This window comes from Amycolatopsis sp. NPDC114504, assembly GCF_055633595.1.
In genome coordinates, this window is sequence record NZ_JBVKDU010000001.1 from 737,007 (window position 1) to 750,228 (window position 13,222).

11 protein-coding genes, 1 tRNA gene and 1 pseudogene are annotated in these 13,222 nt (G+C 71.2%); 7 read left to right on the forward strand and 6 right to left on the reverse strand.

What is annotated here, in order from left to right; translation table 11 throughout:
* Nucleotides 1-38 precede the first annotated feature (38 nt).
* Complete coding sequence (locus ACZ7PG_RS03530; protein ID WP_470237508.1) at nt 39-566, forward strand: MarR family winged helix-turn-helix transcriptional regulator; 528 nt, start codon at nt 39-41, stop codon at nt 564-566.
* A gap of 6 nt (nt 567-572) precedes the next feature.
* On the opposite strand, the gene ACZ7PG_RS03535 is transcribed toward ACZ7PG_RS03530, so the two are convergent.
* The gene (locus ACZ7PG_RS03535; protein WP_470237509.1) at nt 573-1,028 is read right to left on the reverse strand and encodes a MarR family winged helix-turn-helix transcriptional regulator; all 456 of its coding nucleotides are present in this window, start codon (nt 1,026-1,028) and stop codon (nt 573-575) included.
* A gap of 94 nt (nt 1,029-1,122) precedes the next feature.
* Between ACZ7PG_RS03535 and ACZ7PG_RS03540 the strand changes: the two genes are divergently transcribed.
* Nucleotides 1,123-1,980: an alpha/beta fold hydrolase gene (locus ACZ7PG_RS03540; protein ID WP_470237510.1), complete on the forward strand. Its 858-nt coding sequence runs from the start codon at nt 1,123-1,125 to the stop codon at nt 1,978-1,980.
* Between the two features lie 15 nt (nt 1,981-1,995).
* On the opposite strand, the gene ACZ7PG_RS03545 is transcribed toward ACZ7PG_RS03540, so the two are convergent.
* Nucleotides 1,996-2,961, reverse strand: a complete 966-nt coding sequence (locus tag ACZ7PG_RS03545; RefSeq protein ID WP_470237511.1) for an Lrp/AsnC family transcriptional regulator — start codon at nt 2,959-2,961, stop codon at nt 1,996-1,998.
* Nucleotides 2,962-3,076: 115 nt separating this feature from the next.
* Here ACZ7PG_RS03545 and ACZ7PG_RS03550 point away from each other — a divergent pair, with 115 nt between their 5' ends.
* From ACZ7PG_RS03550 to ACZ7PG_RS03560, 3 genes are all read left to right on the forward strand, one after another.
* Nucleotides 3,077-4,501: an FAD-dependent monooxygenase gene (locus ACZ7PG_RS03550; RefSeq protein ID WP_470237512.1), complete on the forward strand. Its 1,425-nt coding sequence runs from the start codon at nt 3,077-3,079 to the stop codon at nt 4,499-4,501.
* A 138-nt stretch (nt 4,502-4,639) separates the two neighbouring features.
* Nucleotides 4,640-5,416, forward strand: coding sequence for a glycoside hydrolase family 75 protein (locus ACZ7PG_RS03555; RefSeq protein ID WP_470237513.1), 777 nt, complete (start codon nt 4,640-4,642; stop codon nt 5,414-5,416).
* 107 nt (nt 5,417-5,523) lie between these two features.
* The gene (locus ACZ7PG_RS03560; protein WP_470237514.1) at nt 5,524-6,357 is read left to right on the forward strand and encodes a hypothetical protein; all 834 of its coding nucleotides are present in this window, start codon (nt 5,524-5,526) and stop codon (nt 6,355-6,357) included.
* A gap of 1 nt (nt 6,358) precedes the next feature.
* Here the strand turns inward: ACZ7PG_RS03560 and ACZ7PG_RS03565 are convergent.
* A tRNA-Ala gene (locus ACZ7PG_RS03565) sits at nt 6,359-6,434 on the reverse strand.
* 24 nt (nt 6,435-6,458) lie between these two features.
* On the opposite strand from ACZ7PG_RS03565, the gene ACZ7PG_RS03570 reads away from it, so the two are divergent.
* Nucleotides 6,459-7,844, forward strand: a complete 1,386-nt coding sequence (locus tag ACZ7PG_RS03570; RefSeq protein ID WP_470237515.1) for a vWA domain-containing protein — start codon at nt 6,459-6,461, stop codon at nt 7,842-7,844.
* Nucleotides 7,841-9,652 (forward strand): AAA family ATPase, encoded by a 1,812-nt coding sequence (locus tag ACZ7PG_RS03575; protein ID WP_470237516.1) that lies wholly within the window; start codon nt 7,841-7,843, stop codon nt 9,650-9,652. Before ACZ7PG_RS03570 ends, ACZ7PG_RS03575 begins: the two co-directional genes overlap by 4 nt.
* Here ACZ7PG_RS03575 and ACZ7PG_RS03580 read toward each other — a convergent pair.
* The 3 genes and pseudogenes from ACZ7PG_RS03580 to ACZ7PG_RS03590 form a co-directional block, all read right to left on the reverse strand.
* Nucleotides 9,649-10,713 (reverse strand): annotated as a pseudogene (locus ACZ7PG_RS03580) (IS630 family transposase). The gene ACZ7PG_RS03575 and the pseudogene ACZ7PG_RS03580 overlap by 4 nt on opposite strands.
* Nucleotides 10,714-10,747: 34 nt before the next feature.
* Nucleotides 10,748-11,863 (reverse strand): leucine-rich repeat domain-containing protein, encoded by a 1,116-nt coding sequence (locus tag ACZ7PG_RS03585; RefSeq protein WP_470237517.1) that lies wholly within the window; start codon nt 11,861-11,863, stop codon nt 10,748-10,750.
* Nucleotides 11,860-13,179: an SDR family NAD(P)-dependent oxidoreductase gene (locus ACZ7PG_RS03590; protein ID WP_470237518.1), complete on the reverse strand. Its 1,320-nt coding sequence runs from the start codon at nt 13,177-13,179 to the stop codon at nt 11,860-11,862. The genes ACZ7PG_RS03585 and ACZ7PG_RS03590 overlap by 4 nt, the downstream gene beginning before the upstream one ends.
* Between the last annotated feature and the right edge of the window lie 43 nt (nt 13,180-13,222).

Sequence of the window (13,222 nt, forward strand, 5' to 3'; positions counted from 1 at the left end):
CACGATTAGGGAAGCACGTACTAATGTAGTGCTTCACTATGAATGACTTCGCGAAGGACCCCGACGACCACCTCTACTCCCCCGACGTCCGCGGTGCGCTGGCCGAGTTCACCCTCGGTGAGGACACCGGCATCCTCGAAGCCGCGGCGGCGGTGCGCGTGGCCGCGCGCAGCCTCGACCAGCTGCGGGCCCGCGGCACCGACAGCCGCGGCCTCAGCCCCGGCGCCCTCGACATCCTCATCCGGCTGAGCACGGCCGAAGCCAACGTCAAGGACCTCGCCGCGTCCGCCGGGGTCAGCTCACGCAACGTCACCGGCCTGGTCGACACCCTGGAGCGCGCCGGGCACGCGGAACGGCTCCCCGACCCGCGCGACCGCCGGTCGGTGCTGGTCCGGATCACCGACGACGGCCGGACGTGGCTCGAGGAGTTCCGCCGTCCGTCGCAGCTGGCGATGGCCGCGCTCTTCCACGGCTTCACCGCCGCCGAAACGACCCAGCTGCGGCACCTCTGCCTGCGTCTCGCCGAGAACCAGCAGCGTCTCGCCCGCCACCTGGAGGACCGCTGAGCGGGGTCAGTCCCGCAGATCTTCGGCGGTGAACGAGCGGCGCCCGGTGAGCCGGGCCAGGTGCGTTTCCAGGGTTTCGAGCTGCCCGAGCCCGATCCGGTCGGCCCAGCGGCTGCGCACGTCGTCGAACAGCGCGCCGCCGACGGTCATCAGCTCGTGGCCCCGGGGCGTGACCCGCAGGCGCTTGCGGCGCGCGTCGGCGGGGTCGGGCTCGCGGTCGACGTAGCCGAACCCCTCCAGCACGGCGATGGTCTGCGCGGCGGCCTGCTTGGTGACCGACAGCCGACGCCCGAGCTCGGAGGCCGTGTCCGCGCCCGCGTCGACGGCACGCAGGGCGAACTCGTGCACCGGGCGGACACCTTCGTGGCCGCGCTTCGCGAGCTCCACGTTCACTTCGTCGACCATGGAGTGGAAGCCGCCGAGCAGCAGAAGCGCGAGCTCGGCACCGCTGGACTGCGCCATGGGGCCGATCATACGAGGCCGACGAGATGGACAAGTGGCTTGTCTATCACCTAGGGTTGGACAAGTCACTTGTCTATTGCCTCGGAGGAACCCCATGCCCGGTGTCGATCACCACCGCGTCCGCGTCAACGGAACCGAACTGCACTACGTGGCCGCCGGCACCTCCGGGTCCCCCGTCCTGCTGGTGCACGGCTTCCCGGAGACCTGGTGGGTCTTCCACAAGCTGATCCCCCTGCTGAGCGAGCACCACCGGGTGTTCGCGGCCGACCTGCGCGGCTTCGGCGACTCGGCCACCGCCACCCCGGACCACGACAGCGCGACGGCGGCGAAGGACCTCAGCGAGTTGATCGCGTCCCTGGACGTCGGACCGGTCCACCTCACCGGCCAGGACATCAGCGGGCCGACGACGTTCCGCGTCGCCGCGACCCACCCCGAACTCGTCCGCAGCTACACGGGAATCGAGACGGCACTCCCGGGATTCGGCGCCGAGTCACTCGCCGACGTCACCCACGGCGGCGCCTGGCACATCGGCGTCCTGGCCGCGCCCGGCATCCCGGAGATGCTCCTCGCCGGACGCGAGCGCGCGTTCCTCGCCGGCTACGCGATCCCGTCGCTGGTCGCCAGCCCCGACGCGTTCACCGACGCCGACATCGACGAGCTGGTCCGCTCGTACGCGCGTCCCGGCGCGTTCGCCGGCGCCGCCGGTCTGTACCGGTCCCTGCTCTCGGAAGGGGACGAACTCCGGCGGCTCGCGGCCCGGAAGCTGGACCTGCCGGTGCTGGCGGTGGCGGGTTTCTCGGACCGCACGCCGGCGACGTTGCGGCAGGTCGCCGCGAACGTGACGGCGGTCCACATCGACCGGATCGGCCACTACGTGGCGATGGAAGCACCCGACCGGCTCGCGGCCGCCCTGCGCTCGTTCTACGCGGACCTCGACCGCGATCGCGAGTAGTCCGCTGCTCGGTCGTCAGGTCCTGGTGACGGCCCGTTTGACGGTCTTGATCACCGGCGCGGTCTCGACGTGCGTGATGGCGGGCAGTGCGGCCACCCGGGTGGTCAGGTAGCGGTACAGGTGCTGCTGGTCCGCGCAGACGACGCTCGCGTACAGGTTCGTCGGCCCGGTCGTGGCGGCGGCGAACGCGATCTCCGGGTGTTCCGCCAGGGCCGTGCCGGCCTCCTCCAGGTACGCGGGTGGGACCGAGAGCCACAGCAGGGTCCGGGGGCCGACCCCGAACAGGCGGCTGTCGACGTCGATGTCCAGGTACAGCACCCCGCGTTCGCGAAGCTCGGTCATCCGGCGCCGGACCGTGGTCGACGACCAGCCGGTCACCGCGGCCAGCTGCTCGAACTCGGTCCGGCCGTCGGTGGCGAGCGCGGCGAGGAGCCTGCGGTCGCCGTCGTCGAGCCGCACCGGCCCCGGCCGGTGCGGCACCGGCGGCGGGCGCAGCCGGTCGACCGCCTCGTCGTCCAGCGAGCCGAGCTTCGCGACCAGGCTGTCCGGGCCGCCGTAGTACGCGTGCAGGACGGAGTGCGCGGTCACTCCCTCCACGCGTGGGGTGCGCGGAAGCTTGGTCAGCAGCAACGCTTCGCTGTCGGCTTCGCTCTCGGTCTGGACCGTGCAGGTGATCTCCGTGCCGCCGGAGGTGATGCTCACCCAGGACGTGTCGGGGCGGCGGGCCAGCGCCTCGGCGACCGGGACCGACGCGGCGGGCGCGCAGCGCACCCGCAGGAACCACAGCACCGCGCCCAACGCGACCGGGTCGACCCCGCCGAGCACCCGCACCGCCCCCGCCGACCGCAGCCGGGCGTACCGGCGGGCGACGGTGCGATCCGACACGCCGAGCACCGCCGCGATCGTGCTGAACGGGGCCCGGCCGTTGACCTGCAAGGCGTGCACGAGCCGGCGATCCAGCTCGTCGTAGTCGGATTCCACCGCTCCGAGCGTAGTCCGCGCCGGATATCGGCGAACTCGCGTCCGTTTCTGGCTTGGTCGCCGCGGTGGCCGGAGGGTTGCTCTCGTCCTGATCGGCACAACCAGGGGAGAACTCATGGACACCGACGTGCTCGTCGTCGGCGCGGGCCCGACCGGCCTGACGCTGGCCCACGAACTGCGGCTCGCGGGGGTGTCGGCCGTGCTGGCCGACAAGCTGGCGCAGCGCAGCACGTTGTCGAAGGCGGGCGGCGTGCAGTCCCGCACGCAGGAGGCGTTCGACCAGCGCGGCTTGCTGGAACCGTTGCTGGCGACGGGAAACTTCCCGGCCGGCACCGCCCACTTCGCGGGCATCACGCTCCCGCTCACCCGTGGCCGGCACCGTCATCCGTGGCGGTCCATCCCGCAGGTGGTGATCGAGGGATTCCTCGAACAGGGCCTCCCGGTGCGGCGCGACCACGAGCTGACCGGCATCGCCCAGGACGGCGACGGAGTCACCGCGACCTTCGCGAGCGGCGCTGTCGTCCGCGCCCGTTACCTGGTCGCCGCCGACGGCGGTCGCAGCACGGTGCGGTCGCTGCTGGGAGCGGAGTTCCCCGGCCGGCCGGGCACGATGACGACCGTCGCCGCCGACGTCCGGCTGGGCGGCGTCGACCTGGCGATGACGCACGGCCGGAGCGAGGACGGGCACTGGGTGTCGGTGTTCCCGCTCGGCACCGATCCCCAGGGCAGGCCGTTGCGCCGGCTGGCACTGGGCGGACCGGGCCGGTCACTCCCCCGCGAGGCCCCGGTCACCGAGGACGAGATCCGCGAGGGGCTGCGTGCCGTCTTCGGCTCCCGGGTGCGGCTGCTGGAACTGCGTTACGCGCGCCGCATCACCAACGCGGCAAGGCAAGCCGCGCAGTACCGGCACGGGCGGGTGTTCCTGGCGGGCGACGCCGCCCACGTCCACCTCCCGATCGGCGCGCAGGGCATGAACACCGGAATCCAGGACGCGCTGAACCTCGGCTGGAAACTCGGCGCCGCGGTGCACGGCTGGGCGCCGCCGCACCTGCTCGACACTTACCACGCGGAACGCCACCCGGTGGCGGCCGCCGTCCTGCGCAACGTCCAGGCGCAGAGCCTGCTGATGGACCAGCAGGGCACCGGAGACCCGGATCTGGTGGCTGCCAAGGAATTGTTCGCGGCTCTGGCGGAGCTGCCGGCGGTCCAGTACCACCTCGACGACATGCTGTCGGGGATGGGCATCCGCTACCCCATGCCGGGCGCCGAGGACCAGCCGCTCGTCGGTCTTCCCGCACCGGACCGGGATCTCGGCCCGATCCGCTCGCACGAGCTGCTGCGGAGCGGGCGTGGTGTCCTGATCGATCCGGCCGACAGGTATGCCGAGGTCGCCACCCGGTGGAAGGACCGCGTGGACCGCGCGGGCCTGGGGGCCGACACCGAGCCGATGCTCGTCCGGCCGGACGGTTACGTGTGCTGGGCAGGGAAACCGGACGACCTCGAACCCGCGCTCGCTCACTGGTTCGGCGAGCCACACTGATTGCGGTTTCTCGCCCGGGAATGCCCCGGACACCGGAACATTTCTCAAAAATGTTGGTAAAATTCCGCGTGCTCGGGGTCACCGGGTGGTTCCCTCTGTTAGGTAACTTTCCTAACTAACGACGGAGGGTCCCCGCCCATGTCATCCCGCAAGCGCTTCGCTGTAGTGGCCGCCGCGGCTCTGACGCTCATCGCGCCGCCGCTCGGCGTCAAGGCCGCCGACGCGGCCGGAACGACCACCGCTTCCCCGGCCTCGGCGGACAAAACGTACACGGCCGCCGAGGTGCTGGCCGGCGTCAAGAAGAACAGCACGACCGCGAACAAGGTCAACTCCAAGCCCCACATCAACACCATGACGCGATCCCAGAACGTGAACGTGTTCCAGGTGTCGTCGGGTGTCTACGCCTACAGCTCTTCCCTGGCCGTCGACGACGACGGCAGCGACCCCGACCCCGACCCGGACCACCAGGGCGAGACGACGTTCCAGGACAGCAACGGCAAGCAGCTGGCCGCGCACCACGTCCCGTTCTACGTACTGGGCGACGACTGCTACGACCGCAAGAGCCCGTGCCCGCACTTCTTCTACAAGGAGCACGGCATCAAGGGCCGCCAGTTCGCGCTGATGTTCTACAAGAGCAAGGTGATCGGCGCGATCTTCGGCGACACCCAGACGGGGAACAACCAGACCACATCGGACAACGACTCCCGCGAACTGGGCGAGGCATCGGTGAAGGCGGCGTCGTCCCTCGGCATCCCCAGCAGCGGCACCACCGGCGGCGTCGACAACGGCGTGACCGTGGTGATCTTCTCGGGCTCGTCCTGGGTCGTCAACGGTGCGAACGCCAACCTGAACGCCAACGCCCAGGCTCTGGTCCAGAAGGCACTGGACAGCCTCGGGAGCAGCATGGGCGTCTGAGTCCCCGCGATCACCGGGAGGTGGCCGCGCCAGGACGTCACCGGGTGCTTCGAGCCGGGGCGAAAACCCGGCGCGGCCACCGCGGGCGTTCTGCGATAATCACCGCTGTGAACAGTCGCAACACCATGCCGGGAGTGCATTTCCTGCTCTCGATGGCCGACCGGGGCGACGCGGCCGCGGCGCGGCAGCGGCTGGGGATCGGCGAGCCGCAGCCGCTCACCGACGGGAACGCCGCGTGGGAGCTCGATCGGCTCGACGCACCCAGGTCGGTCCAGCTGTGGATGCTCGAGCGAGACGATCCCGTCACGAACCGGCTGGTGTTCCACCAAGCCGACGTCGACGCGGCGCACAAACGTGACATCCTGCGCGGCCTGCCGTTCGGCACCGCCGCCGGGCCATTGCCGGTGCGGATCGACTGCGGGCGGTCGTACTGCCCGCACCGGGAACCGGACATCCCGGTCAGCCGGCGGGGACTGATCGGCGGGCTGCGCGAGGCGCGGACGATGGGGTCGGCCCGGACGGCGGTGCGCGCCGTCGGCAAACCCGACTGGGCCGCCGTCGCCGAGGCGGATCGGGAAGAGCCGTTGCCCGGCTTCACGCGCTGGGCGCTGGGGGTGCGGATCGACTGCCCGCCGGAGGTGCGCGCGCAGTTCGGCTCGCACCCCAAGTTCACGAACCGGCTCCGCCGGGCGGGCATCGTCGAACTGCGCGACTTCGTCCTGCTCGGCCGGCCGCCCGGGGACGTGCTGGCCGTACTGCGGCTGGGCACCCGGCTGTTCCCTCAGCGCGCGGAGGAGGCCGCTGTCCTGCTGGCGCCGATGGTGCGCGCCGAGCTCGGAGCGAACCCGGACGCGTGGGCGGTGCTGGCGCAGCTGCTGCCGACGTTCGCCGGGACGGTGCCCGAACTGGTGGCCACCAGCGGCGCCATCGCGCGGGTGTGAGTGACGGGCGGCTGGATTCGAACCAGCGTGTCCCTCCTTGCGGAAGAGGTGCGACTGCCTCTGCGCTACGACCCGTCGTCACGGATGCTACAGGGGGAAAAGTGGGGTACCGGACGCGGTTGCCGGTCGTCGACCTGACCGACCGGCGGGCGCTGGTGAGCTGGCAGCCGGCCCCGCCCGCGGTGATCGCCGAGGCAGAGCGGCTCAAGGAAGCCGCACTGCTCGACTTCGGGCTCGCCGAGTCCGTGGTCGGCTCGTGGCTTTACACCAAGTGCCGGTACCAGATCGCCACGACGGCGATCGACACCGCCGCGGTCGTCGCGTCCGGCGACGGCACGTGCCTGCTGCTGTTCAACCCCGGCTTCTTCGTCGGGATCGGGCTGGACGGCGTCAAGTTCGTGCTGTTCCACGAGGCCCGGCACCTGGTGCACCGGCACCTGTTCGCCCAGCCCGAGCTGCGGGAGGACCCGGTGTTCACGCTCGCGGCCGAGGTGGTGATCAACCACGTCGCCCTCGTGCGGCTGGGCCGGGGGCTGCCCCGGTCGGACGGGAAACCGACCGGAATCGACCCCGCGGACATCCACGCGCGGTACGTCGAAGACCTCACCGCGCAGGACCTGCTTCCCTTGGCGTACGACGATTTCACCGGCACCGACCTGACCGTCTACACGGAACTCAAGCGCATGAAGCATCCGCCGGTGCCGGCACCGCTGTGCGTCCACGTGACCCACCGGCTTCCGGTGGACCAGGAGACGGTCGACGCGACCGTGTCGTCGGCGTTGCTGAACTCGCTGCTGGCGGCCCGCCGCGGCAACCCGGTCGCGGAGTCCGAGCTGCTCGATCTGATGGGACGCACCGAGGACACGGCGAGCCGGATCTGGGGGAACCTCGGCGCGGGCGCGCTGCGGGGCGTGACCGCACGGACCGGCAAGGTCGACTGGTGGCAGCGGTGGCTGGTCGACGTGCTCGGCTCGAAGCTGCGCGAGGGCGAGCGGCTGGTGTACCCGAAGAAACGCGGCGCGGTGCTGGCGGTGCTCGGTCATGAGCCGATGCTGTCGCGACGCGGACCGGTCCGGGACAAGGTGCTGGTGATCGCGTACGACACGTCCGGGTCGATGCCGGCGAGCGTGCTGGACTGGATGATCGAGCTGGTCGGCGAAATCGAGGGCGTGCAGGCGCACTGGCTGTCGTTCGACGGTGTGGTGATGCCGTTCCGGCCGGGAGAGCCGGTGTACGGCGGTGGCGGCACCAGCTTCCAGGCCGTGGTGGACCACGTCGAGGGACGGTCCACGGTGGCGGGCAGGTACTTCGAGGAACGCCCGGACGCCGTCGTCGTGCTCACCGACGGGTACGCCCCGCCCGTGACACCGGCCGAGCCGGACAAGTGGATCTGGCTCATCACCGAGGGCGGCGACGACTGGCCCGACGCGCACACCCCACCCATGGCCTGCCACCGCGTGCGGCCCGTGACCGGAAGAACCCGATGACCGAGACCGCGCGCCCGGCCTGGCGACCCAACGCGACCTACCGGACCGACCCCGGGAGCGGGTCCCGGCTGACCGCCTTCATCGACGCGATGATCGACATCGGCCAGACCGGGCAGATCTTCGGCACGCACGGCATCGGCAAGACCGCCACCTTCTTCTCGCACATCGCCGAGGCGCACCCCGGCACCGAACTGGTGTTCGTGCCCGCGGCCAACCTCACGCCGGACGACCTGCTGATCAACGCCCCGGTGCGGGAGGACGGCGAGTTCGTGCTGCGGCAGCTGGTGATGAGCCAGCTGAGGCCGGGGAAGCCGTTCGTGCTGCTGATCGACGACTCGCTGCAGGCGGCGGAGACCATCCAGTCGCAGCTCATGCAGATCGCGGGCAACTGGACGCTGGGCGAGTACGACCTGCGCGCGCTCGGCTGCGTCGGCGTGTTCCTGACCGACAACGAATCACTCGCCGAGACCTCGGCGCGGCGCAGCGACCTCGCGATCCTGGACCGCATGGTCACCGTGCGGGTGACCGCCAACGACACGGCCTGGCGCGGCACGCTCGCGGCGCGCCACCGTGACCGGGATCTGCGTGCGTTCTTCGGCGTGTGGAGCTCCCTCGGGCCCGGGCTGCGCGAGGCGCTGTCCCCCCGCACGATGGAGCACATCCTGGCCCTCGCCCGCGAGGAGTTTCCGCTGAGCTGGGCGCTTCCGCTGGTCAACGGCGAGCGGCTGCGACTGGCGGAGACGCTCGGCAAGAAGAGCGTCGACCGCACCGCCGAGATCCTCGGCAGGCTCGCCGACGCGCTGGGCGTGCGCAACCCCGCCACCATCCCGGATCCGGTCCGGCAGGTGCTGCGGGCCGCGCTGCGCAACCGCTGGAGCGTCCTGCTGCAGGGGCCGCCGGGCTGCGGCAAGACCGAGCTGGTGCGCGAGACGATCCGGGCCGGGCTCGGCCGCGATCCGCTGTACTTCTCGATGCCGGTGACCAACGTCGAAGACCTGTGCGCCCCGATCCCGACCTCGGACGGGACGCTGGAGAACCTGATCGCGCGGCCGTTCACCGGCCGGGAGCCGAAGGCGATCGTGTGGGACGAGTACAACCGCCCCAAGGACAAGGCGGCGTTCGCCCGGCTGATGGAGATCACCCAGGAGTGGTCGCTGACCGGGCGGCCGATCGAGAACCTGCGGGCCCAGGTGGCGATCCAGAACCCGCCCTACCACCTGGGGCGCAAGCTCCTGGTGTCCCGCAACAACATCGCGCAGGCGACCCGGTTCACCGCGTCGCTGGTGGTCGAGCCGGCCGACATCCCGGCCAACGAGTGGCTGATCCGCCAGTACGGCGGCGTGGCGGAGACCGTGCTCGAGTGGTGGAAGCACGACATCGACGACGAGGGCCGTGAGTGGATCACCAAGCGGACCATCGAACGGCTCATCAAGCTGCACGAACGCGGCCTGCCCCTGGAACTGGCCACGATCTACCTCGGCGACGGCGAGTACGCGCCGGTGCCGCTGACCGCGCTGGTGGACCGGCTGAACAACCGGCCGGTGACCGGTCTCGGCGAGCTGGCCAGGCAGGCCGGCCGGTGGGTGGAGCGGCTGCGGTCCGAGTCGGCGTCGGCCGAGGGCGGTGACGGCGGCGACGTCGTGCACCAGGTCCTGGCCAACGCCGAGCTGTCCCAGCTGCGCCGGCACCGCAAGGTCGTCGCGCGGCTGGTCGCGTTGCTGCCGCCCAAACTCCGGGCGACCTACCTCGTCGGCGTGACCGAAGACCGGCAGCGGTTCTGGATCGACGTCTTCACGAAGCTGATCTAGTGTCGCGCGTCTGAGGTTCGTTGACGGGTGGCGTGGGGCAGGATCTGATCTGCGGTCTTGGTTCAGGCGAACGGGTGGCAGCGGGTGTTCCAGCCGTCGATGAAGCCGCGGATCGCGGCGACGAGTTCTGTGACGTTGTCGAAGGATCCGCGGCGGATCGCCTGGCGGGTGATGATGCCGAAGAACACTTCGACCAGGTTCAGCCAGGAGCCCGAGGTGGGTGTGAAGTGCAGCGTGATCCTCGGGTTCCTGGCCAGCCAGTCGTTGACCTCGGCGTGCTTATGGGTGTGGTAGTTGTCCAGCACGACGTGTAGTTCGCGGCGGGGATAGGCCTTGGCCACTTTCTCCAGGAAGTCGAGGAACTCGGCTTTGCCGTGCCGGTCGTAGCACTGATCGGTGACCTTCCCCGTTGCGATCTCCAGTGCCGCGAACAAGGTCGTGGTTCCGTTGCGTTTGTAGTCGTGGGTGGCCTTCTCCGGCAACCCGGGACGCAGTGGCAGCATCGGCGCGGTGCGGTTGAGTGCCTAGATCTGGGACTTCTCGTCCACGCACAACACGAGCGCCTTCTCCGGCGGGTTCAGGTAGAGCCCGACCACGTCGCGGACCTTGGCCTCCAGTTCCGGGTCGGTGGAGAACTTGAACGTCTCCTGCCGCCATGGCTGCACGTGATACTTGCGCCAGGCCCTGGCCACGGTCGCGTCGCCGACACCGAGGTGCCGGCCGAGAAGTCGGCTCGACCAGTGCGTGACCGCCAACGCCTCCGGCGGTGGCTCGAGTGTGGCCGCGATGATTCCCACGTCGTCCACGGTTTTCGGCCGTCCGGAACGAGGTTCGTCGTCCAAACCCGCCAGGCCGTGCACCGCGAACCGGTCACGCCACTTGATCACCGTCGGACGCGAAACCCCGACCAGCCGAGCGGTGCCCGAGGTTCCGTGTCCGTCCGCGACCGCCAGGATGATCCGGGCTCGCTCGACGTGACTGGCCCGGATCGCCCGTGACCGTGTCCACGACTCCAGGATGACCCGGTCCTCGTCACTGACCATCAAACCCGACGAAGGCATGACCCATCATCGCAAACCCACAGCCGTAAACTAATTAACGACGCGCGACACTAGATCTTCGGTGCACGCTGCGCACGGCCGCCACATCGGCCGGCACCGGGGGCCGCTCGGGGATCCCGGCACTCGCCGCGTCCAGTCCGCGCCTGATGCTGGTGGCGATCCCCTTGCCCAGCACGAACCGGGTGGGGGTGACCGCTCGCCGGGTGCCGTCCAGCAGCCGGTGGGCGGCTCGGCTGCCGAGCCCGGTGTTGCTCAGCACGAGGTAACGCAGGCGATGCGGCCGTTCCGCGAGCGCGTCGGCGATGGCCGCGGTGGCCGCCTCGTCCAGCCGGTTGTCCGGGGCGTCGAGGACTCTCGCGGCCTTGACGCGCCCGAGATCGCACACCTCCGCCCCGGCACGGGCCGCCGCGATCACCAGCCTGGCCGCCGCCGCCGGCCCGATTCCGTTGCTGGCCAGGGAGATCCGGCGCACGTTCCCGGACTCGAGCGCCTCGGCGATGGTGTGCGCGCCCTCGTCGCCGAGCCGGGCCGCGGACACGTACAGCTCGCTCACCGCGCCGGCGGCCAGCACTGCCGCCAGGTGTGTCGCGCCGGCCGGGCCGAGCGGGTTGCCGCCCACGTAGAGCCGCTCGATGCGCCGGCCGGCCCCGGCCGCGGCGAGGATCGCCGCCACCAGCGTCGCCACACCGGTGGCGTCGAGGCCGGTCTGGACCAGATCGAGGGTGCGCAACGACCGCGCGGACTCGACGATCGCGGCCGCCGCGTCCCCGTCGCCGATCGGGTTGCGCTTGAGCCAGACCCCGGTCACCGTGCCGGCCTGCGGCGACATCCGCAGGCTGTCCGCGATCCGGCACACGGCGCCCGCGGTGATGCCGTTGCAGCCGAGGTAGAGGGTCTCCACCTCGCGCTCGACGGCCTGCCCGGCGACCTCGGCCGCGCCGTCGCCGAGTCCGTCGGTGCCGAGCAGGAGGTGCTTGATCACGCCGGGACGCAGCGCTTCCGTCACCAAGGCCGCGCCCGCCGGGCCGAGAGCGGACTTGCACAGGTCGAGCCGGCCGTCGGGAAGCGCCGTGCCGGTCGGGAAGTCCCGCCGTTCGGCGGTGGCCGTTCCGGTGCGCAGCCACGCCAGGAGGGGTTCGAGCCTGCTCACCACGCCGCCTCCCGGTAGTCCTTCAGGAACACCCCCGCGCTCGGCGTGCCCCGCTCGCCCCGCACGATCGGGTCGTACACCCTCGCCGCGCCGTCCACGACGTCCAGCGGGGTGCGGAAGCCGTCCCCGGCCAGCCGGTCCTTCTTCGGCATCGGGTTCTCGTCGGTGATCCAGCCGGTGTCGACCGAGCACATGTAGACGCCCCGCTCCGCGAGTTCGGGACCACTGGTGCGGGTCAGCATGTTGAGCGCCGCCTTGGCCATGTTCGTGTGCGGATGGCCGGCAGTCTTGTTCCGCACGGCGAACCGGCCCTCGACGGCGGTCACGTTGACGACGTACCGCCGCGGGTGCGGCGAGGCCAGCAGCAGCGGCAGCAGCCGGTCGCACAGCAGGGTCGGCGCGAGCGCGTTGACCAGCTGCGTCTCCAGCACCTCCGCCGCGTCGAGCTCGCCGACGCGGACCGACCAGGAGTTGACCGGCGAGGTGTCCGGCAGCAGCCCCGCCTCGTCGAGCTCGGCGAGGGCCAGTGCGCCCGTGCTCTGCCCCAACGCGAGCATGGGGCTGAACCCCGGGGCCAGCAGGGCGTTCGACGGCAGCGCGCCGGTCTCGCCGCCGATCAGCGCCGCGTACGACTCGGGTGGCCGCCGGACGGTCTGGGCGGCGTTGTTGACCAGGATGTCGAGCGGCCTGCCGTCCGCGCGCAGTGACTCGGCCAGGCCGAGTACCTGGCGTGGATCACGCAGGTCGATGCCGAGCAGCGTCAGCCGGTCCAGCCACCGCGCGCTGCCCGGCACCGCCTCGAAGCGACGCTGGGCGTCGCCCGGGAAGCGGGTCGTGACCAGCAGCTCGGCCCCGTCCCGGAGCAGCATGAGCGCGAGCTGGAAACCGATCTTCACCCGCCCTCCGGTGAGCAGCGCGCGGCGCCCGGTCAGGTCCGTGCTCGCAGTGCGGCGCTCGGCGTTCTCCCGTGCGCAGGGCGGGCAGAGCCGGTGGTAGAACGCGTCCACGAGCCGGTAGGGCTCCTTGCAGACGTAACAGCGTCTCGTCCCGGCCAACGGGCGTGCCACCGCCTCCGGGTCCGGTCGCAGCGGCGCATCCTCCCGCCGGTCCAGGGCACCCGTCGCGGTGGCGGCGTCGATCGCCGCGTCCGCTTCGGCGCGTTCCGACGTACGCACCTTCTTGCGGCGCTGCCGCCCCTCGCGGGCGAACGACTCCGCCACCCGCTCGGCCTTCAACCGCACCGGATCGTCCACCGGCAACGCCCGCAGCCGCGCGACGGTCTCGTGGAACGCCGCCAGCTCGGCTTCGCTGACCATGCGGGTTCCCTCCTGCGGTTCCGGCCGGATTCGCCTCGGGAGG

Excerpts from the sequence above, each read along its gene's own strand:
- ACZ7PG_RS03530 (WP_470237508.1), top strand. The coding sequence starts at position 39 with ATGAATGACTTCGCGAAGGACCCCGACGACCACCTCTACTCCCCCGAC.
- ACZ7PG_RS03535 (WP_470237509.1), bottom strand. The coding sequence starts at position 1,028 with ATGGCGCAGTCCAGCGGTGCCGAGCTCGCGCTTCTGCTGCTCGGCGGC.
- ACZ7PG_RS03540 (WP_470237510.1), top strand. The coding sequence starts at position 1,123 with ATGCCCGGTGTCGATCACCACCGCGTCCGCGTCAACGGAACCGAACTG.
- ACZ7PG_RS03550 (WP_470237512.1), top strand. The coding sequence starts at position 3,077 with ATGGACACCGACGTGCTCGTCGTCGGCGCGGGCCCGACCGGCCTGACG.
- ACZ7PG_RS03555 (WP_470237513.1), top strand. The coding sequence starts at position 4,640 with ATGTCATCCCGCAAGCGCTTCGCTGTAGTGGCCGCCGCGGCTCTGACG.
- ACZ7PG_RS03575 (WP_470237516.1), top strand. The coding sequence starts at position 7,841 with ATGACCGAGACCGCGCGCCCGGCCTGGCGACCCAACGCGACCTACCGG.
- ACZ7PG_RS03590 (WP_470237518.1), bottom strand. The coding sequence starts at position 13,179 with ATGGTCAGCGAAGCCGAGCTGGCGGCGTTCCACGAGACCGTCGCGCGG.